This window comes from Brevundimonas faecalis (assembly GCF_040549405.1).
Classification (GTDB): domain Bacteria; phylum Pseudomonadota; class Alphaproteobacteria; order Caulobacterales; family Caulobacteraceae; genus Brevundimonas; species Brevundimonas faecalis.
The window spans coordinates 414145-432995 of record NZ_JBEPTF010000003.1 but is presented as its reverse complement, the minus strand read 5'-3'; the positions used below and the strand labels follow the sequence as shown (position 1 = coordinate 432995).

The window sequence follows — 18851 nt, the reverse complement described above, 5'->3', positions numbered from 1 at the left end:
ATGGGTGCTGAGCTTTCGCAACGCAACCCCCAAACTGCGGTTTTGCGTATTCTCGGCCGCCCTCGGACAATCGGCGCCATGGCGCAAAGGCCCCCGCCGTCCTATCTGGCGAGCATGAGCCAGGACGCCCGCACCGTCGCCTTCCGCATCGACCGCCCCGCCCCCGATCGGGCGGAGGCCGCCGCCCGACGCGAAGCCGCCGTCGCGCGCATCCGCGCCGCAACCGGCATCGACGAGGCCCTGATCGACGCCCTGGTCGAAGGCTTCTACGCCCGTGTCCGCGAAGACGCCCTGATCGGCCCGATCTTCGCCGAACGCATCGAGGACTGGGGCCCGCACCTGGAGCAGATGAAGCTCTTCTGGTCCTCGGTCGCCCTGTCCACCGGCGTCTATCAGGGCCGCCCCATGCCCAAGCATCTGCCCCTGCCGATCGACGCCCGCCACTTCGACCGCTGGCTTCAGATCTTCGAGGCGGCCGCCCGCGACCTATGCCCGCCCGTCGCCGCGGACCATTTCATCGTCCGCGCCCGCCGCGTCGCCGAAAGCCTGGAACTGGGCGTCGCGAACGCCAACGGCGTTCTCGTCGGCCCCGGCGAACGCTACCGCCGTCCGATGGAGGCGTGGTCGCCCGACGCCTAGCGGTCTTCGCGCGTGTGGAAGATGCGCGTGACCAGGATGATCTCATCATAGACGCGATAACGGATGACATAGCCGCCCTGACCGAAACGCCTGACGTAGACTCGGCCCATTCATGAAGGCGAACCGCTCTGCGGAAACAGTGAAAGGTGATCGAACGCCGCGATCATGACGCCGTATGCGCGTCGCGCCGCATTCGGATTCATAGCCTGCAGGAACGCCAGAAGCCGTTCCTGATCGGCTCGCGCCGTCGGGGCGAAGACGATCCTAGAACTCAAGCTTTCGACTTCGGACCAGCAAACAAGGCTTCAAACGGCTGAAGGAACTCCTCCAGCGTAATGAATTCCCCGGTGCGCTCGTACTCCGCCCACCGCGCTTCATCCTCGGCGGCCCACTTCGCGGGATATTCCCGCACGCCCCGCACAGCCGATATTTCCAACGCCTGTTCCAGCACATCCAGCGCATAGGCCGCAGGATCGACCCCCGCCGCCTCCGCCGCGGCCTTCAGCCGCTGCGCCTGTTCCTCGTTCAGGTGAATGTCGAAACCGTCGGCCATGACGAGACGATAACCCGCCCCGCGGCCTCGTACAATGTTCGCATATTGTTCTTGCTGTTTCGCACGAATTGATCCCCATATAGCGTCGTCGCCCCGGACCGTTTTCGGGGTCTCCCGCGTTCCCGGATCTCCATGACCGAAAAGCACAACTTCATCCGCGTTCGCGGCGCCCGCGAGCACAATCTCAAGGGCGTCGATCTCGACATCCCGCGTGAACAGCTGGTGGTCATGACCGGCCTGTCCGGGTCGGGCAAATCCTCCCTGGCCTTCGACACCATCTACGCCGAGGGTCAGCGCCGCTATGTCGAAAGCCTGTCGGCCTATGCGCGCCAGTTCCTGGAACTGATGGGCAAGCCGGACGTGGACCTGATCGAGGGCCTGTCCCCGGCCATCTCCATCGAACAGAAGACGACGTCCAAGAACCCGCGCTCGACCGTCGGCACGGTGACGGAGATCCACGACTACATGCGCCTGCTGTGGGCGCGCGTCGGCATTCCCTATTCGCCCGCCACGGGCCTGCCGATCGAAAGCCAGACCGTCAGCCAGATGGTCGACAAGCTGACCGCCCTGCCCGACGGCGAACGCATCCTTCTGCTGGCCCCCGTCGTTCGCGGCCGCAAGGGCGAGTACAAGAAGGAAATGGCCGAGTGGCAGCGCAGCGGCTTCCAGCGGCTGAAGATCGACGGCGAATTCTACGCCATCGAGGACGCCCCCGCCCTCGACAAGAAGTTCAAGCACGACATCGATATCGTCGTGGACCGCATTGTAACTAAAGAAGGTCTTGAGAGCCGCTACGCCGACAGCATCCAGACCGCGCTGAACCTGGCCGACGGCATCGCCACCGCCGAATGGGCCAATGCGGCCGAGGGCGAAGAGCCGCGCCGCATCGTCTTTTCCGAGAAGTTCGCCTGCCCCGTCTCGGGCTTCACGATCTCGGAGATCGAGCCCCGGCTCTTCTCGTTCAACAACCCCTTCGGCGCCTGTCCGACCTGCGACGGCCTGGGGGTTAAGCTGGCCTTCGACGCCGATCTGGTCATCCCCGACCGCGACAAGAGCCTGCACAAGGGCGCGGTGGCGCCCTGGGCGCGCGGTCCTTCGCCCCTCTATACCCAGACCCTGCAATCCCTGGCCCTGCACTACGGCTTCTCCATGGACAAGGCCTGGCGCGACCTGCCCGAAAAGGCGCAGAAGGTCGTCCTGCAGGGCTCCGGCGGTGAGAAGGTCAAGTTCGTCTATGACGACAACGCCCGCAAATACGAGGTCTCCAAGCCCTTCGAGGGCGTCCTGCCGAACCTGGAGCGTCGCTGGCGCGAGACCGACAGCGCCTGGGTCCGCGAGGAGCTGGGCCGCTACCAGTCCGAAACCCCGTGCGAGGTCTGCGGCGGCAAGCGCCTGAAGCCCGAGGCCCTGGCGGTCAAGGTCGGCGGCGAGGACATCGCCGACATCTCCAACCTGTCCATCTCCAAGGCCTTCCTGTGGTTCTCGACCCTGGAAGACGGCCTGACCGAGAAGCAGGTCGAGATCGCCCGGCGCATCCTGAAGGAGATCACCGACCGGCTGCGCTTCCTGAACAACGTCGGCCTCGACTATCTGAACCTGTCGCGCAGTTCCGGCACCCTGTCGGGCGGCGAAAGCCAGCGCATCCGCTTGGCGTCGCAGATCGGCTCGGGCCTGACCGGCGTCCTCTACGTGCTGGACGAACCCTCCATCGGCCTGCACCAGCGCGACAACACCCGCCTGCTGGACAGCCTGAAAGGCCTGCGCGACCTCGGCAACTCGGTGCTGGTGGTCGAGCACGACGAAGAGGCCATCCTGACGGCCGACTACGTCATCGACATGGGCCCAGCCGCCGGCGTCCACGGCGGCACGGTCTGCGCTGAGGGCACGCCCGCCCAGGTCATGGCCAACCCCAACTCCCTGACCGGCCAGTATCTGACCGGCGCGCGAGAGATCGAACTGCCGCCCGAGGGCCGTCGCCCCATCGACCGCAAGCGGATGCTGAAGGTCTCGGGCGCCACGGGCAACAATCTGAAGAACGTCACGGGCGAAATTCCCGTCGGCGTCTTCACCTGCATCACCGGGGTGTCGGGCGGCGGCAAGTCGACCTTCACCATCGAGACCCTGTACAAGGCCGCCGCGCGCCGCCTGAACAACGCCTCGGACGCCCCCGCTTCCTTCGACCGGATCGAGGGGCTGGAGTTCTTCGACAAGGTCATCGACATCGACCAGTCGCCGATCGGCCGCACCCCGCGTTCGAACCCGGCCACCTATACCGGCGCCTTCGGCCCGATCCGCGACTGGTATGCGGGCCTGCCGGAGTCCAAGGCGCGCGGCTACGGCCCCGGCCGCTTCAGCTTCAACGTCAAGGGCGGCCGCTGCGAGGCCTGTCAGGGCGACGGCGTCATCAAGATCGAGATGCACTTCCTGCCCGACGTCTACGTCACCTGCGACGTCTGCAAGGGCAAGCGCTACAACCGCGAGACGCTGGAAATCGTCTTCAAGGGCAAGAGCATATCCGACGTTCTGGACATGACGGTCGAAGAAGCCGCGCGCTTCTTCACCGCCGTGCCCTCGATCCGCGACAAGATGCTGACGCTGGAGCGCGTGGGTCTAGGCTACGTCAAGGTCGGCCAGCCGGCGACCACCCTGTCCGGCGGCGAGGCCCAGCGGGTCAAGCTGTCGAAGGAACTGTCGAAGCGGGCCACCGGCAAGACCCTCTACATCCTGGACGAGCCGACGACCGGCCTGCATTTCGAGGACACGCGCAAGCTGCTCGAAGTGCTTCAGGAACTGGTCGAGAACGGCAACACCATCGTGGTGATCGAGCACAACCTCGACGTCATCAAGGTGGCCGACCACCTGCTGGACTTCGGGCCCGAGGGCGGCGACGGCGGGGGCGAGATCGTCGCCGTCGGCACGCCGGAACAGGTCGCCGCCAATCCCGCCAGTTGGACGGGCCGCTACCTCAAGGAGGTGCTGGATCGTCACGAGGAACGCCGCAAGGCTCGCGTGGCCGCCCTGCCTCACGTCGCGGCGGCCAAATCCTCCAAGCCCCGCGCCCGCAAGAGCGCCTGACCTGATTCCAGGTCAGGCCTTAAGCCGGTCTCAGACGCGCGTCGCGCCCTTGATCTGCTGATAGGCGGCGGACAGGGGCGCATACATGATGACGATCTGCGCCGCCGACAGAACGGCGTTGACCACCAGGGAAACCGCCAGCATCGGTCCGGCGGCCTGGAGCAGTTGCGCCGCCCCGGCGCCTTCCAGACCGACCAGACGCTCCGCCCCGCCGACCATCAGGGTAAGCGGCGCGGCCACGGCCGAGCCCAGCAGGCCGACCAGCATGGCCATGATCCAGGCGATGACCGCCATGCCCAGCAGGGGCCAGAAGACCGGCCGCGTCATGGCGAAGGCCTCCTTCACCACGATCCGGCGTTCAGCCACCGTGGCCGGCGTGACCAGGCTCAACCGAACCGAGAGCCAGACCATCAGGGCCAGAAGCGCCAGCGACAACAGGACGACGGCCAGCCACAGGGCCGGCGCGGCCACGGCCGCCGCCGCAATCATGCTGACGACCCCGAAGCCGACGACCGAAACCACGAACATGATCAGGGCGACGATCAGGCTGGCGCCCAGCACCCGCGCCTCATCCATTCCCAGGCGCAGATAGCCGAATTGGCCGTCCTCCGGCCGAATGACCGAACGTGCGATGCCCGTGCTGATCACGGCGCTGAACAACACGCCCAACGGCATGGCCCAGGCGATGATCGCCCCATAGGCCTGCATGATGGGCGTCATGGCCTCCATCGACGGTTCTCCCTGCCCTTCCAGCTGGGAGATCAACGACATGACGGTCGCGAAATGCGGCCCGACCAGCAGGAACAACAGGCCGAAAAAGACCGCATAGGCCAGGGCCCACGCCAGCACGGCCAAGGGTGCCCGGCGCGTCAGTCGGAAGCCCTCGAAGGCGCAGTCGGTGGCGGAAAAAGTCATGTCGTCGTCCTCGATTCCCGATCAGCCTAGCTCAACCGGCGGCGTCGCGTCCTGCGGCTGTTGCGCCAGCAGGGATCGGCACGCCTGGGCGTAGGGCGCCAGCATCACCGTATTCAGGAAGCCGTGCAGCCAGGACAGGGGAACAAAGGCGACCAGACCCCAACCCAACAGCGCGCCCCAGTCGATATCCGGCGTCGCGCCCTGCTCCGCCGCGGCCAGCAGGCTGAACAGATTGGCGCCCACGGTCAGGAACAGGATGACCGCCCCCACGGCGAACAGGGCCAGTTCGATGGCCAGGACGATGAAGACGATCGCCACGCTGAGCACCAGCAGACGCAACACCTGTCCCCTGGCCAGCTTCCACCCCGGCACGAAGGCGAAATCGTTCAGAGCCACGCTAGCCGGCATGATCATGGCGCAACGCAGGAACAGCCACCACAGGGCCAGGCCCGCGCCGCACGCGATCAGCAATCCCACCGTCACGGCCGCCGCCTCCGACACGAACCACAGCGCGGCGCCGAAGGCGAAGGCGATCAGCAGGATGACGATCATCGCCGCATAGAGGGCGACGATCATGGCCAACCCGACGACGGCGACGCGCACCTCGTCCATCCCGATCTTCAGGCCCGCATAGGGCGTCGCGCGATCGGGGAACAGGATGGCGCGGAACACTGCGCCGGCCACCACCACCCACATCAAGGCCTGCAGGATGTTGAGCAGCCCCGACCAGATCTGGAACTGGATCATCTCCGCGATGAGCTCGGCCGGCGGCCCCTCGCTGGACAGGGCCTCCGGCGACAGGGTCCCGAACAGCTTCAGCATCAGCAACACGGCGATCAGGGCCGGCGCCGCTCCGACCACGCCCCAGGCCCAGACATGCAGGGGCCGCGCGCGCGCCAGTTTGAAACCGGAGGCCAGGGCCTCGCCGATGGAAAACGCCGTGCTCATGAACAGCTCCTTTGCGCCGTTCATAGGCCAGGCCGGGCCTCCCGCGCCACCCCGCTCGAAACCGGCTGACGCGAAGCCTCGGGACGGCTAGAAGGCCGCCATGTCGAACGCAGCCTCCACTCCCCAATCCATTCACGTCATCGGCGGCGGCCTCGCCGGTTCCGAAGCCGCCTGGCAGATCGCCCAGGCGGGCGTGCCCGTCATCCTGCACGAAATGCGCGGCGTGCCGGGCGTGAAGACCGACGCCCACCAGACGGACGGCCTGGCCGAGTTGGTCTGCTCCAACTCCTTCCGTTCGGACGACTGGGAATACAATGCGGTCGGCCTGCTGCACGCCGAGATGCGCGCGCTCGGCTCGATCATCATGGAATGCGGCGACGCCCATCAGGTCCCGGCGGGCGGCGCCCTGGCCGTCGACCGCGACGGCTTCTCCCAGGCCGTGACGGCCAGGCTGGAGGCCCACCCCCTCGTGACCATCGTGCGCGAGGAAATCGCAGGCCTGCCGCCGGAGGAATGGGACAATGTCATCGTCGCCACCGGCCCGCTGACCTCGCCCGCCCTGGCCGACGCCATCCTGAAGATGACGGGCGAGGAAAGCCTCAGCTTCTTCGACGCCATCGCGCCGATCATCCACGCTGACAGCATCGACTTCGACATCGCCTGGCGTCAGTCGCGCTATGACAAGGAAGGCCCCGGCGGCGACGCCGCCGCCTACGTCAACTGCCCGATGGACAAGGACCAGTACGACGCCTTCATCGACGCCCTGCTGGGCGGCCCCAAGGCCGAGTTCAAGGACTGGGAGAATGTCCCCTATTTCGACGGCTGCCTGCCGATCGAGGTCATGGCCGAACGCGGCCGCGAAACCCTGCGCCACGGCCCGATGAAGCCCGTCGGCCTGACCAATCCGCGCAACCCGACGGTCAAGGCCCACGCCATCGTCCAGCTGCGCCAGGACAACGCCCTCGGCACCCTGTTCAACATGGTCGGCTTCCAGACCAAGCTGAAGCACGGCGCCCAGGCCGAGACCTTCCGCATGATCCCCGGCCTGCAGAACGCCCAGTTCGCGCGCCTCGGCGGCCTGCACCGCAACACCTATCTCAACAGCCCCCAGTTGCTGGACAAGCAGCTGCGCATGAAGGCCATGCCGCGCCTGCGCTTCGCCGGTCAGGTGACGGGGGTCGAGGGCTATGTCGAAAGCGCCGCCATGGGCCTGCTGACCGGCCGTCTGGCCGCCGCACAGGCCCTCGGGCGCGACCTGTCGGCCCCGCCGCCGGAAACCGCCATGGGCGCCCTGGTCGAACACATCACCGGCGGCCACCTGGAAGGCTCCAAGTTCCAGCCGATGAACATCAACTACGGCCTGCTGCCCCCTCTGGAGGCGCCCAAGGTCGACGAGGACGGCAAGCGCATCCACCCCAAGGAACGCGGCCGCGCCAAGAAACGTCTGCAAAGCATCCGGGCGATGGAAGCCTTGAAGGCCTGGCGCGACGCCTAAGCCAGACGGCCGGGCCGCCTCAGCTCAGCTTGGGCAGGCCCGGCCGGAACTGCAAAGTCATCACGCCCAGAACCACGACGCCGACGCCCATCAGGACCCAGGCCTGGGTCAGGTCGGCCATGTGATCGCGCAGCAGGCCCGCGGCCAGCGGCGACAGGCTGGCGATGATGTAACCCCCGCCCTGGACGAAGGCGAGCAGATCGCCCGACCGGCTCGGATCGTCGATCTGGTCCATGGCCAGGATCAGGGTCAGGGGGAAGATGGCCCCGATGCCCAGCCCCATGACCACCACGACCGGAACCGCCAGCGACACCGGCGCGACCACCAGGCCCGCCAGACCGACCAAGGCCAGCACCAGCGCCGTCAGGATCGGCCCACGCCGGTCGGGGAATCGTGAGATCGCCAGGGAGACGATGACCCCCGCCGCCACCTCGGCCCCCGTCATGCCGCTGAGCAGATAACCCGCCGTCGCCCGCGCCTGCCCCAGATCGACATAGAAGGGCGGCAACCAGGCCAGGACCAGGGTATAGGCCGAGGTCCCCAGCCCCATGATCAGGATCAGGCTCCACGCCCGCCCCTGTTTCCAGAAGGGAATCTCGGGATGGGTCGCCTCCGCCACGGCCGTCCGGTCGGGCTCTTCCGCCGCCGGATCGCGCGCGGCGATCAGCCAGACGACCGCTGCCACGAAGGCGGGCGCGCACCACAGCGCCAGGGTCCAGGCCCAGCCGACGGCCTCGGCCAGACCCGCCGCCGTCGCGGCCGCCACGGCCGCCCCGCCCATGATCCCGGTCGTATAGACCCCCATCACCGTGCCGAACCGCGTCGGAAACGCCCGCTTGATCACCACGGGCGCCAGGGCCTGGATCAGGGCCACGCCGACGCCCACGACCACGGCGCTGGCGATCAGGCCTGTGGTTCCGCTGAAGAACAGTCGCGCCAGGCAGGCTCCGCCGATCAGCAGGGCGCCCAGCAGGATTCCCTTGCGCTCGCCCAGCCGCCGCCGCAGCGGCCGGATCGACAGGGCGCCGATCCCGATCATGGCCACCGGCAGGGTGGTCAACAGGCTGGCTGTTGCCGAATCCATGCCCGTGGCCGTCTCGATCAGGTCCAACAGGGGCCCGACAGCCGCCATGGCCGGCCGAAGGTTCAGCGCCAGGGCGAAGATGGCGACGATCAGCAACAGGCCCGCGCCGCGCGCACGGGTCTCCGCCAGGGCGGCGACGCTCGTATTGGACATGGCGGCGTGACTCCAGACTCGGAAAAGGATAGTGTCTCGCTATCAAGTATCTTAATGTCAAGACAATGACCGATCGCGCTTCCCGCGCCGCCGCCCAGTGGGCCGTGGCCCGACCCGACCTTGATCTGCTGGCGATGGAGACCCTCGGCCGCCTGCACGAGGCCTCCATCCTGGTGACGCGCGAGCGCCAGGCGCCCCTCTACGCCCAGTACGGCCTCCAGCACGGAGAGTTCGACGTCATGGCCACCCTGCGGCGCGCTCCGGCGGCTGACGGCCTGACCGCGACCGCCCTCTATGAAGCGACCATGATGTCGTCCGGCGGCATGACGGCGCGGCTGGACCGCTTGCAGAAGGCGGGCCTGATCGAACGCGGCCCCCACCCGACCGACCGCCGCGCCGCCCTGGTGCGACTGACGCCCAAGGGCTTCGACATGATCGAGACCCTGATGCCCCTGCACATGCAGGCGGCGCAGGACATGCTGTCCGACCTGACCCGCGAAGAACAGGCGACCCTCGGCGCCCTGCTGGCCCGCCTGATCAAGGGCCTCTGACGCTCCGCGCTAAACCCGCCCGCGCAACACCGCCCAGAACAGGCGTAACCGCTTGAACGGCTCCGGTTCATCCGTGCGGATCAGGGCCGCGTGGGCGACGGCGGGAAAGGCCTCGGCGGGCAATCCCTTCAGCGCGACGCCAGCCTCGGCGCGGATCGCCCTCGCCTCCTCCGCCCGCCCGGTCTGGCCCAGGCCCCGCATGCGCCCGGCCGTAGCGACCGCCGCCTCATGCCCCGGCCCCGCCAGAATGTGAGCCGCGACCTGCATGGGGCCGACATAGAAGGCGTCCAGGTCGTGCGCCTCTCCATGAACACGACCCACATGGGCCTCGATCAGGGCGTCGAAGGGCGCGCGCGGCAGGCCGTGACGGCTTACGGCGGCGGTCAGGGCCTCCAGGATGGGATGGCCGACGCGCGGCGCGTCGCTGAATGCGCCGTCCATCTGCTCGGCCCACCACGTATAGCGCATCTCGGCCAGCAGGGGCTGGGTGACGCGCGTCGGAATGGCCAGCAGTTCGGCCTCGAAGGCGTAGAGGGCGATCAGGTCAGCGCGCTTTTGCGGGTCCGCGACGAAACGGCTGGACAGCCAGCGGTCGGGGTCGGCCGCACGAACCTGGGCGTCGAGATCGAGGGAAGCGCTCATGTCGCAGGCCCATCGACCATTGCGGCCCTCGGCTCAAGCCCGGACCGCGCGAAAGCGCCCCCATAATGCGACAAACCCGCCCTCCCTGATCGGGAGAGCGGGTCTGAAGAACCGTCAGCCGGCCCCGATCAGGGGCGGCTGGCCATGCCGAACTTGATCGGCTTGGCGTCGTCGTCGGTGGAACCGCGACGCTTCACCCCCCAGAGCAGGATGATCGGCGCGCCGACATAGATCGACGAATAGGTGCCGATGACGATGCCCGCCATCAGAACGATGGAGAAGCCGAACAGGGCCTCGCCGCCGAAGAAGGCCAGGACCGCCAGAACGCCCACGGCGGTCACGCCGGTGATGATGGTCCGCGACAGGGTCTCGTTCAGCGACAGGTCGATCACCTCGCGCAGCGGCAGAGTCTTGTACTTCCGCAGGTTCTCACGCAGGCGGTCGAACACCACGACGGTGTCGTTCATCGAATAGCCGATGACGGTCAGGATGGCCGCCACGGTGTTCAGGCTGAACTCGAACCGGAACAGGACGATCAGACCGAAGGTCAGGATCAGGTCGTGCACCAGCCCCGCCACGGCGCCGAAGCCGAACTGCGGCTCGAACCGGAACCAGATGTAGATGAACATCAGCACGATGGCCGCGCCCAGGGCCAGAAGGCCGCTGGTGAACAGCTCCCCCGAGACCTTGGAGCCGACGACGCTGACGCCGGAATACTTCACCTCGCCGACCGCCTCGTCGATCGCCTTCTCGACCCGGGCGACGACGGCGCTCTGGCCTTCGTCCTCGGGGATCTGGAAGCGGACGATGGCGCTGGCGGCGCTGTCGATGCCCTGCACCTGGACGTCGCCCAGGCCCAGTTCGCTGACGGCGCTGCGAACCTTGTCCAGTTCAAGCGTCTGACCGGCGGGCTTGGACACCTCCATCGAGGCGCCGCCCCGGAAGTCGATGCCCAGGTTCAGGCCGGGATAGAAGCAGCCGACGATCGACGCCACGCAGAGGATCAGCGAGATCACTCCGGCCACGACCGAGTATTTGACGAAATGGAAGTTCGTCTTCTGCGGAAGCAGTTTGATGAGGGGCCATCCACGCATCGCCATCACTCCGCGATCGGCAGTTTCTTGGGCTTGGCGATCTTCAGCCAATACCCGAGCAGCACCTGGGCGACCATCACCGAGGAGAACATGGAGGTGAAGACGCCGATGGTCAGCGTCCAGGCGAAGCCGCGCACGGGGCCCGCGCCGAACATGAACATGATCAGCGCCGCCACCAGGGTGGTCAGGTTGGCGTCGATGATGGTGCCCATGGCCTTGTTGAAGCCGGCGTCCATCGACGCGATGACCGACCGTCCGGCCCGCGCCTCGTCGCGCATCCGCTCATAGATCAGCACGTTGGCGTCCACGGCCACGGCGAAGGTCAGCACCAGACCGGCGATGCCGGGCAGGGTCAGGGTCGCGCCGAACAGCGACATGGCGGCGATGATCAGGATGCCGTTCAGCATCAGGCCCAGCACCGACACACCGCCGAACAGGAAGCCGTAGGCGCCGATCATGAAGACGCAGATCAGGATGAAGCCGATGATGGTCGAGACCATGCCGGCCTGGACGGCGTCGGCGCCCAGCTCGGCGGTGACGACGCGGCGTTCCTCGACCTTCAGGGGCGCCGGCAGGGCGCCGCCGTTCAGCAGGTTCACCAGTTCCGAGGCGGACTGGATCGAGAAGCTGCCCGTGATCTGACCCGTGCCGCCGGTGATGGCGCCCTGGATCGTCGGGGCCGAGATGACCTTGCCGTCCAGGATGATGGCGAAGGGCTTGCCGATGTTCTGGGCCGTGGCCTCGCCGAAGCGGCGCGAGCCCTGGCCGTCGAAGCGGAAGTCGATGGCCGGGCGGCCGTTCTGGTCCGATCCGACGCCGGCGCGGGTCAGGTTCTCGCCCGAGACCAGGATGCGCTTCTTGACCAGATAGGGCGTGCCCTGGTCGTCGCTCAGCAGTTCGGCGTCCGGCGGCACGCGGCCGGCCATGGCGTCCTGCAGACCCGTCGGCGAGGTGTCGACCATCTGGAAGGTCAGCTGGGCCGTGCGGCCCACCAGGCGTTCCAGCTCGGCCGGATCGCTCTGGCCCGGCGCCTGGACCACGATGCGGTCCGCGCCCTGGCGGGTGATGGCGATTTCCTTGGTGCCCGAGCTGTCCAGACGTCGGCGCACGACCTCGATCGATTGATCGACGGCGGTGGCGCCCATGCTGTTCAGGGCGGCGTCGGTGAAGGCGAAACGGATGCGGTTGCCGCTCAGGCGCGTGGCCGTCCGGTCCGGCTGGCCCGTGGCGGCCGCGCCGGACTGCGCCATGTTGCGCAGCTCGGTGAAGGCCAGATCATACTGGGCCTGGTCAGGGATGGTGACGACGACGCCGCCCGTCTCGCGCTGCATGGCGCCGATGTTCACCTGCTTCTCGCGCAGGGTGACCCGGACGTCCTCCATCAGGTTGGTGATGCGCTTGGTGCGCATCTCCGGCACGTCGACCTCGAGGAGCAGGTAGGAGCCCCCCTGCAGGTCGAGTCCCAGGTTCAGGCCGTTCTTGGGCAGCCAGCCGGGCAGCGCGTCGCGCTGGGCCTGGCTGAGGACGCTCGGGAAGGCCAGCAGCAGCCCGACGACGAGCGACAGCACGACCAGGACGACTTTCCAGCGCGCAAGCTGAATCATGTCAGGGCTCTTTTCGGGCGGGCGTCAGCGGCGGGACGCCGCTCAGCCCTTGTCGTTGGCGGCGATGGCGGTGCGGTTGCGGACCTCGGCGATCATCGCCTTGACCACGCGGACGTTCACGCCTTGCGAGATTTCAACCATGGCCTCAGCGTCCTCGACGCGCGTGACCTTGCCCACCATTCCGTTGGACAGGACGACCTCGTCGCCGCGCTTCACGCCGGCGATCAGGGCCTGGTGCGCCTTCATCCGCTTCTGCTGCGGACGGATCATCAGGAAGTAGAACAGGATGAAGATCGCGACGATCGGCGCGATCTGCATGACGATGGCCATCAGGCCGCCTTCGGAACCAGTAGGCATGGAAATTCCCCGAACCGGGCCGACCTCGAAACGGGGGCCCCATTAAAATGAGGCGCGGAACCTAGGGCGCGCCGTGCCGATTTGCAACGCGGCCTGACGTCCTGAACGTCGGATAGGCGATATCAGCGCGGCAGAACGGTCAGGGGATCCAGGGCGACGGGGTCGTCGCCGCGCATCTGACGCACCTCGAAATGGATCGAGGGGCGGCCGTCGCCCGCCGTCAGACCGACCGTGCCGACGGCCTGGCCGGCCCGCACCTCGGCGCCGTCCCGCACCGTGGCCGAACCCAGATGGCCGTAGACCGTGCGCCAGCCGTCGCGGTGGACGATCAGGACCGTCAGCCCCTGCCCCACGATGTCGTCGCCGACATAGGCCACGCGTCCTGCCGCGGCCGCCTTGACCTCGGTTCCGGCGGCGGCGCCGATATTGATCCCGTTGTTGCGCTCGCCCATGCCGACGGGGCCGAAACGGCGCAGGACGTCGCCGCGCACCGGCCACTGCATCACCAGGGCCTGCCCCACGGCCGCGCCCTGAACGGGCGAAGCCGGAGCCGAGGACGGCGGGGCCGCGCGCGGCGGAAGGGGCGCATTGCCGCTGGGCGGAGGCGGCGGCGGCGGCGCCACTCCGTTGTTCGGCGTCCGCACCCCCACCGGCGACGGTCCCGTCGCATAGGGATCGGAACCCGTGTCCACCGCGCTTTCCGGCAGGATGATCCGCTGCCCCGACGAAATGGCGCCGCGCGGCCCCAGGCCGTTCAGGTCGATCAGGGCCTGGACCGGCGTCTGGAACCGTCGTCCGACGCCCGAGATCGTGTCGCCCTGCTGGATGACATAGGTCGCGCCCGGCAGGGTCGAGACCGAACCGGACGAAGACGGCGGCGGCGTCACCGTGACCGGGGCTCCCGTCGACGGATAGGTCGGACCGCCTGCGGGCGGCAGGCCGCCTCCCTCGATGCTGCCGGCCGGGGCGCGCGGCCCCTGGTCGACCGGCGGCTGGACCGGCTGGGTCGGAGTCTGGCCCTGCGGATTGTAATAGGGGTTGTTGACGGTTCCGCCTTGCGGCTGCTGGGGCTGCTGCGGATAGCCGCCCTGCCCCGGCGTTTGGCCTGGCAGGGGCATGGGACGGGTCGAATAGCGCGGCTCGGTCGGATAGCTCGCGCACGCCGTGAGCGTCAGCATCCCGCCGACGACGACCCCCGCCCTGATCCAGCCCGTGAAGCCGCCCATGCGCCCCTCCTGCATTAACCTTGAATCTCGTTCACCCCCGGTTTGCCCCGGAAGCGGCCCGAAGCCAACCCGCCAAAGGGCGCCAAAGTGGGGCGGAAAGGTTAACCGCATCCAGAAAGCCGGCCTCTCAGCCCTCTTTCGCCATGCCTTCCACCAGGGGAACGAAGCGCACCTCGCACAGGCTTTCCCGCTGGAAGCTGCCGTCCGGCTGGCCGGTGTAGCGGTTCAGCATCTGCACGGACGTGCGTCCGACCGGCGCCACCAGCACACCGCCGGGCTTCAACTGCTTCAGCAGCTCCGTCGGCTCGTGCGGCGAGGCCGCCGTGACCATGATCCGATCAAAGGGCGCCTGTTCCATCCAGCCCTGCCCGCCGTCGCCATGACGGGTAAAGACATTGTCGATGCCCAGGATTTTCAATCGGTTCTCGGCTTCGCTTAAGAGGCTCTTGTAACGCTCGACCGAGTAGACGAAGCGCGCCAGGCGGCTCAGCACCGCGCACTGATAGCCGCTGCCCGTGCCGATCTCGAGCACGCGGTGACGCGGCCCGACCTGCAGGGCCTGGGTCATCAGGCCGACGATATAGGGCTGACTGATCGTCTGGGCGCAGTCGATCGGCAGGGCCTGGTCCTCCCAGGCCTGATCCAGGAACTTCTCGTGGACGAAGACGGCCCGGTCGATGGATTCCATGGCCGTCAGGACCCGCGCGTCCGTGACACCCTGCCGTCGCAACGACAGGATCAGCCGGCCCGCGCGGTCGTCCCTCAGGTTCATCCTTCGCGGGGTCCCTTCGGCGGGGCGCCGCCCAGCACCTTCTTCAGGTCATGGACCATTTGCATGTGCGTCAGGTCGATATGCAGGGGGGTGACGGAGATTCGTCCCTCGTCCATAGCGCGCAGGTCCGTGCCCTCGGCATGCTCCTGCGGCGCTCCCCGGAAGGCCATCCAGTAGTAGTCGCGGCCGCGCAGGTCGGTGCGGCGCACCGCGTGCATCTCGCCGATGTCGCGGAAGCCCTGACGCGTCACCTCGACCGTCTTGACCAGTTCCGGCGGCAGCTTGGGGAAGTTGACGTTCATGACCACGCCCTCCCCCCACTTCTGCTCCAGCAGGCGGGCGATGATGCCGGGCCCGAAGGCCTCGGCCGTCTCCCAGTGGGCCGTCACGTCGTCGTGGAAGCGTTCCAGCGACTGCGACAGGGCGATGGAGCGGATGCCGAAGGCCATGCCCTGAAGCGCGCCGGCCACCGTGCCGGAATAGCTGACGTCCTCGCCGACATTGTGCCCACGATTGACGCCCGACAGCACCAGATCGGGCTTCTCGGGCATCAGGTCGTTGACCGCCAGGATGACGCAGTCCGTCGGCGTCCCCGTCACGGCGAAGCGCTTGTCGCCCAGTTGGTTGACCCGCAGCGGCTCGGTCAGGGTGATGCCCCGTCCCTTGGCCGACTGCTCGGTCTGGGGCGCGACGACCCAGACGTCGTCCGACAGGGCGCGAGCGATCTTTTCAAGACATTCAAGGCCTTCCGCCTCGATGCCGTCGTCGTTGGTCAGAAGGATACGCATCAGTTGGAAACCGAACCCACCGTCGTCAGGCCGCCCATATAGGGCAGCAGCGCCTTCGGAACGGCGATCGAGCCGTCCTCCTGCTGATAGTTCTCCATCACCGCGACCAGGGTGCGGCCGACCGCCAGACCCGAGCCGTTCAGGGTGTGCAGGAACTCGGTCTTTTTCTCGCCCGCGCGCTTGAACCGGGCGTCCATGCGCCGGGCCTGGAAGTCGCCGCAGTTGGAGCAGGAGCTGATCTCGCGATAGGTGTTCTGGCTGGGCAGCCAGACCTCGAGGTCATAGGTCTTCTGCGCCGAGAAGCCCATGTCGCCCTTGCACAGCAGCACCTTGCGATAGGGCAGCTCCAGCGCCTGCAGCACCGCCTCGGCGCAGCCGGTCATGCGCTCATGCTCGGCCTCCGAGTCCTCGGGGCGGCAGATGGAGACCATCTCAACCTTGGAAAACTGATGCTGGCGGATCAGGCCGCGCGTATCGCGCCCCGCCGACCCGGCCTCCGCCCGGAAACAGGGCGTCAGGGCGGTCAGACGCATCGGCTCCGCCACCTCGTCCTCGGACAGGATCTGTTCCCGCACGAGGTTGGTCAGGGAGACTTCGGCGGTGGGAATGAGCCAGCGCTTGTCAGCAAGGCTACCGTCCTTGACCACGTCCTTGAGGCGCGCGTTTAGCGCGGCCATTTGCCTTGGCAACTCACCAGCAGCGTCTGAATCGTCAATGCCTAAAGATGCGAGGCTACGAGTTCCCACCATGGCTTCAGCCATTATGCGATTGCCAGAATACTCAGCCAAAAGATCAATCACCGCATCGCTACGAAGATCGGCGGGCGAAAACTCCCCAGCAGCAAAAAGATCTTCTGCAAACTTCGGCAACTGGCCCGTGCCGAACATCGCCTCGTCACGAACGAGCAGCGGCGGGTTCACTTCCAGATACCCGTGCTGGTCCGTCTGCAGGTCAAGCATGAACTGGCCGATGGCCCGCTCCAGACGTGCCAGTTGCCCCTTCAGCACGGCGAAACGCGAGCCGGACATCTTCGCGGCGGCTTCAAAATCCAGCAGCCCCAGGGCCTCGCCCAGATCGGCGTGATCCTTTGCCGGGCCGGTCGTGCGGGGCTCGCCCCACTTCAGGACCTCGACATTGTCGTTCTCGTCCTCGCCGTCCGGCACATTGTCGGCGGCCAGGTTCTTCAGCCCCGCCAGCAGATCGCGCAGTTCGGCGCCCTTGGCGGTTTCGGCCTCGCCCGCCTCGGCGATGTCGGACTTCAGCGTCTCGACCTCGGCCTTCAGCCGGTCGGCCTCGGCCATGTCCTTCTTGCCCATGGCGGCGCCGATGGCCTTGGAGGCGGCGTTGCGCTTGGCCAGGGCGTCCTGGCCGCGCGTCTGGGCGGCGCGCAGGTCCACGTCCAGCGCCAGGATGCGGTCGACGACGGACTGGGCGTCCTCCACCCCGCGCGACGACCAGCCGGCGACGTAGGCTTGCGGATTGTCGCGAATGGCTCTGATGTCGTGCATGGCGTCGCTCTTCGGGCGCTCGTTGAGGAGAAGCCGAAGGCTGTAACGCCCCGCGCGGAGTCGGGCAAACCCCGCGCCCGATTTCTTAGCCCGCTCGCGTCGCCTTGACCTTGATTTCCACCCTGATCGCCTTGGACACCCAGTCGCCGCCCGCGTCGGACGTCATGCCCAGGTTCAGCGCCGTGCGATCCAGTTCCAGCCTGCCCGCCACCGCGGCCGTCCCGTTCGCCTCGTCGAAGGTGAAGGGCAGGATCACGGGAACCGTCGCCGTCTTGATCCTCAGCGTCCCCGTCGCCTCATAGCGGTTTCCGCCCAGGGCCTTGAACGACGCCGCCTCGAACCGGGCCGTCGGATAGGTCTCCGGATCGAACCATTCCGCCCCCGTCAAGCTGCCTTCCTGGGTCGCGTCGCCGGTCTTGGCCGTGCTGGTGCGGACCGTCACGACGGCCTTGGAGCCCGCCAGGTCGGCCGGATCGAACCAGACCTGCGCCTCCCACTGCTCGAAGCGGCCCTTGAAGGCGTTTCCGGCGTGGGTTCCGCTGAATTCGATGCTCGACGCGGCCCGATCCACGGTCCAGGCCGCCGCCGTTCCCGGCGCGACCGCCGCATCGACCGCGACCGGCGCCGGGGCGGAAGCCGCCGCCGTCTCCGTCGTCTTCGGCGCCGGTCTGGCCGCCAGCCCGAAGGCGACCCCGATCACCGCGACCAGGGCCAGGCCCGCCAGCCGCTCGGCCCAGCGCGTCGCCGCTCCGGGCTCGGCCGCCCCGGCTTCCTCGCCGTGCGGCAGGGCCGGGATCATGTGCGACAGCACCCCGTCGCGGTCCAGGAACTGGTGCTTCAGCGCCGCCCCGACGTGCAGGACGATCAGGACGATCGCCCCCCAGGCCAGCTTGCTGTGCGCGCCCATGGCCATCCAGGCTGTCGTTCGCCGCACCGCGTCCGAGGCGTGCTCGATCCAGGGCAGGTGCGGAATGGAGAACAGGCCGAACCAGCTCGTCGCCACCGCCAGCGGCGTGTCCGTCGTCACGGCCCAGCCCGTCGACACATAGACCCACCCCGTCAGGGGCAGGGCCAGCATCAGGCCGTAGAAGGCCGCATGGGTCGCCCGCGCCGCGAACTGCTCCCATCCCTTCATCCGCCCCGGCAGGGCCGGAACCGGATGCGTCAGCCGCCACAGGATGCGCAGCGCCGTCAGCGCCAGGATCAGGAAGCCGATCGACTTGTGAATCTGGAAGACGCGATAGGCCAGGGCCTGGTTCGACGGCTCGGCGATAGCGTCGCTCATCCACCAGCCCATGGGGATCATGGTGACGATGGCGATCGCGATCAGCCAGTGCAGGGCGATGGCGACGGCGCTGTAGCGGCTGGGACGGGCGGTCATGACGGCTCTCGCATCGGTTTCAACATGAAGCGGGCGGGACCGAACGGCCCCGCCCCTTCATTCCAT

18 protein-coding genes are annotated in these 18851 nt (G+C 67.7%); 4 read left to right on the top strand and 14 right to left on the bottom strand.

Annotation, left to right across the window (positions count from 1 at the left end):
• Nucleotides 1-78: 78 nt before the first annotated feature.
• Nucleotides 79-639 (top strand): group III truncated hemoglobin, encoded by a 561-nt coding sequence (locus ABIE19_RS13075; protein WP_354089633.1) that lies wholly within the window; start codon nt 79-81, stop codon nt 637-639.
• Here ABIE19_RS13075 and ABIE19_RS13070 read toward each other — a convergent pair.
• Both ABIE19_RS13070 and ABIE19_RS13065 read right to left on the bottom strand, forming a co-directional pair.
• Entirely contained in the window at nt 636-749 is a 114-nt protein-coding gene (locus ABIE19_RS13070; protein WP_354089632.1) for a type II toxin-antitoxin system RelE/ParE family toxin, read from the bottom strand. The genes ABIE19_RS13075 and ABIE19_RS13070 overlap by 4 nt on opposite strands.
• 161 nt (nt 750-910) lie before the next feature.
• Nucleotides 911-1192, bottom strand: coding sequence for a hypothetical protein (locus tag ABIE19_RS13065; RefSeq protein ID WP_354089631.1), 282 nt, complete (start codon nt 1190-1192; stop codon nt 911-913).
• 132 nt (nt 1193-1324) lie between these two features.
• Here ABIE19_RS13065 and uvrA point away from each other — a divergent pair, with 132 nt between their 5' ends.
• Nucleotides 1325-4267, top strand: a complete 2943-nt coding sequence (gene uvrA / locus ABIE19_RS13060; protein WP_354089630.1) for an excinuclease ABC subunit UvrA — start codon at nt 1325-1327, stop codon at nt 4265-4267.
• 30 nt (nt 4268-4297) lie between these two features.
• Here the strand turns inward: uvrA and ABIE19_RS13055 are convergent, their stop codons facing one another.
• Together ABIE19_RS13055 and ABIE19_RS13050 are read right to left on the bottom strand one after the other, a co-directional pair.
• A complete protein-coding gene (locus ABIE19_RS13055; protein ID WP_354089629.1) occupies nt 4298-5182 on the bottom strand; it encodes a hypothetical protein in 885 nt (294 codons plus the stop codon).
• Nucleotides 5183-5203: 21 nt separating this feature from the next.
• Nucleotides 5204-6130 (bottom strand): hypothetical protein, encoded by a 927-nt coding sequence (locus tag ABIE19_RS13050; RefSeq protein WP_354089628.1) that lies wholly within the window; start codon nt 6128-6130, stop codon nt 5204-5206.
• Between the two features lie 100 nt (nt 6131-6230).
• Between ABIE19_RS13050 and trmFO the strand changes: the two genes are divergently transcribed.
• On the top strand, nt 6231-7625 hold the full coding sequence (gene trmFO / locus ABIE19_RS13045) for a methylenetetrahydrofolate--tRNA-(uracil(54)-C(5))-methyltransferase (FADH(2)-oxidizing) TrmFO (RefSeq protein WP_354089627.1): 1395 nt from the start codon (nt 6231-6233) through the stop codon (nt 7623-7625).
• Between the two features lie 19 nt (nt 7626-7644).
• Here the strand turns inward: trmFO and ABIE19_RS13040 are convergent, their stop codons facing one another.
• Nucleotides 7645-8862 carry an MFS transporter gene (locus tag ABIE19_RS13040; RefSeq protein WP_354089626.1) on the bottom strand — a complete coding sequence of 406 codons (1218 nt, stop codon included), beginning with the start codon at nt 8860-8862 and terminating at the stop codon, nt 7645-7647.
• A 65-nt stretch (nt 8863-8927) separates the two neighbouring features.
• On the opposite strand from ABIE19_RS13040, the gene ABIE19_RS13035 reads away from it, so the two are divergent.
• The gene (locus ABIE19_RS13035; RefSeq protein ID WP_354089625.1) at nt 8928-9413 is read left to right on the top strand and encodes a MarR family winged helix-turn-helix transcriptional regulator; all 486 of its coding nucleotides are present in this window, start codon (nt 8928-8930) and stop codon (nt 9411-9413) included.
• A gap of 9 nt (nt 9414-9422) precedes the next feature.
• Here ABIE19_RS13035 and ABIE19_RS13030 read toward each other — a convergent pair whose 3' ends face one another.
• From ABIE19_RS13030 to ABIE19_RS12990, 9 genes are all read right to left on the bottom strand, one after another.
• Nucleotides 9423-10055 (bottom strand): squalene/phytoene synthase family protein, encoded by a 633-nt coding sequence (locus tag ABIE19_RS13030; protein ID WP_354089624.1) that lies wholly within the window; start codon nt 10053-10055, stop codon nt 9423-9425.
• 128 nt (nt 10056-10183) lie between these two features.
• Nucleotides 10184-11155, bottom strand: coding sequence for a protein translocase subunit SecF (gene secF, locus ABIE19_RS13025; protein ID WP_354089623.1), 972 nt, complete (start codon nt 11153-11155; stop codon nt 10184-10186).
• Nucleotides 11155-12753, bottom strand: a complete 1599-nt coding sequence (secD, locus tag ABIE19_RS13020; RefSeq protein ID WP_354089622.1) for a protein translocase subunit SecD — start codon at nt 12751-12753, stop codon at nt 11155-11157. Before secD ends, secF begins: the two co-directional genes overlap by 1 nt.
• A 42-nt stretch (nt 12754-12795) precedes the next feature.
• A complete protein-coding gene (gene yajC / locus ABIE19_RS13015; protein WP_354089621.1) occupies nt 12796-13110 on the bottom strand; it encodes a preprotein translocase subunit YajC in 315 nt (104 codons plus the stop codon).
• A 122-nt stretch (nt 13111-13232) separates the two neighbouring features.
• A complete protein-coding gene (locus ABIE19_RS13010) occupies nt 13233-14336 on the bottom strand; it encodes a peptidoglycan DD-metalloendopeptidase family protein (protein ID WP_354089620.1) in 1104 nt (367 codons plus the stop codon).
• 127 nt (nt 14337-14463) lie between these two features.
• Nucleotides 14464-15108, bottom strand: a complete 645-nt coding sequence (locus ABIE19_RS13005) for a protein-L-isoaspartate(D-aspartate) O-methyltransferase (protein ID WP_354089619.1) — start codon at nt 15106-15108, stop codon at nt 14464-14466.
• The gene (gene surE, locus ABIE19_RS13000; RefSeq protein ID WP_354089618.1) at nt 15105-15896 is read right to left on the bottom strand and encodes a 5'/3'-nucleotidase SurE; all 792 of its coding nucleotides are present in this window, start codon (nt 15894-15896) and stop codon (nt 15105-15107) included. Before surE ends, ABIE19_RS13005 begins: the two co-directional genes overlap by 4 nt.
• The gene (gene serS / locus ABIE19_RS12995) at nt 15896-17404 is read right to left on the bottom strand and encodes a serine--tRNA ligase (protein WP_354089617.1); all 1509 of its coding nucleotides are present in this window, start codon (nt 17402-17404) and stop codon (nt 15896-15898) included. The genes surE and serS overlap by 1 nt, the downstream gene beginning before the upstream one ends.
• An 85-nt stretch (nt 17405-17489) precedes the next feature.
• Nucleotides 17490-18785 (bottom strand): YceI family protein, encoded by a 1296-nt coding sequence (locus tag ABIE19_RS12990; RefSeq protein ID WP_354089616.1) that lies wholly within the window; start codon nt 18783-18785, stop codon nt 17490-17492.
• Nucleotides 18786-18851: the final 66 nt, after the last annotated feature.

Coding starts and splice junctions, on each gene's coding strand:
- ABIE19_RS13075 (WP_354089633.1), top strand. CDS start 79: ATGGCGCAAAGGCCCCCGCCGTCCTATCTGGCGAGCATGAGCCAGGAC.
- ABIE19_RS13070 (WP_354089632.1), bottom strand. CDS start 749: ATGGGCCGAGTCTACGTCAGGCGTTTCGGTCAGGGCGGCTATGTCATC.
- ABIE19_RS13065 (WP_354089631.1), bottom strand. CDS start 1,192: ATGGCCGACGGTTTCGACATTCACCTGAACGAGGAACAGGCGCAGCGG.
- uvrA (WP_354089630.1), top strand. CDS start 1,325: ATGACCGAAAAGCACAACTTCATCCGCGTTCGCGGCGCCCGCGAGCAC.
- ABIE19_RS13055 (WP_354089629.1), bottom strand. CDS start 5,182: ATGACTTTTTCCGCCACCGACTGCGCCTTCGAGGGCTTCCGACTGACG.
- ABIE19_RS13050 (WP_354089628.1), bottom strand. CDS start 6,130: ATGAGCACGGCGTTTTCCATCGGCGAGGCCCTGGCCTCCGGTTTCAAA.
- trmFO (WP_354089627.1), top strand. CDS start 6,231: ATGTCGAACGCAGCCTCCACTCCCCAATCCATTCACGTCATCGGCGGC.
- ABIE19_RS13040 (WP_354089626.1), bottom strand. CDS start 8,862: ATGTCCAATACGAGCGTCGCCGCCCTGGCGGAGACCCGTGCGCGCGGC.
- ABIE19_RS13035 (WP_354089625.1), top strand. CDS start 8,928: ATGACCGATCGCGCTTCCCGCGCCGCCGCCCAGTGGGCCGTGGCCCGA.
- ABIE19_RS13030 (WP_354089624.1), bottom strand. CDS start 10,055: ATGAGCGCTTCCCTCGATCTCGACGCCCAGGTTCGTGCGGCCGACCCC.
- secF (WP_354089623.1), bottom strand. CDS start 11,155: ATGGCGATGCGTGGATGGCCCCTCATCAAACTGCTTCCGCAGAAGACG.
- secD (WP_354089622.1), bottom strand. CDS start 12,753: ATGATTCAGCTTGCGCGCTGGAAAGTCGTCCTGGTCGTGCTGTCGCTC.
- yajC (WP_354089621.1), bottom strand. CDS start 13,110: ATGCCTACTGGTTCCGAAGGCGGCCTGATGGCCATCGTCATGCAGATC.
- ABIE19_RS13010 (WP_354089620.1), bottom strand. CDS start 14,336: ATGGGCGGCTTCACGGGCTGGATCAGGGCGGGGGTCGTCGTCGGCGGG.
- ABIE19_RS13005 (WP_354089619.1), bottom strand. CDS start 15,108: ATGAACCTGAGGGACGACCGCGCGGGCCGGCTGATCCTGTCGTTGCGA.
- surE (WP_354089618.1), bottom strand. CDS start 15,896: ATGCGTATCCTTCTGACCAACGACGACGGCATCGAGGCGGAAGGCCTT.
- serS (WP_354089617.1), bottom strand. CDS start 17,404: ATGCACGACATCAGAGCCATTCGCGACAATCCGCAAGCCTACGTCGCC.
- ABIE19_RS12990 (WP_354089616.1), bottom strand. CDS start 18,785: ATGACCGCCCGTCCCAGCCGCTACAGCGCCGTCGCCATCGCCCTGCAC.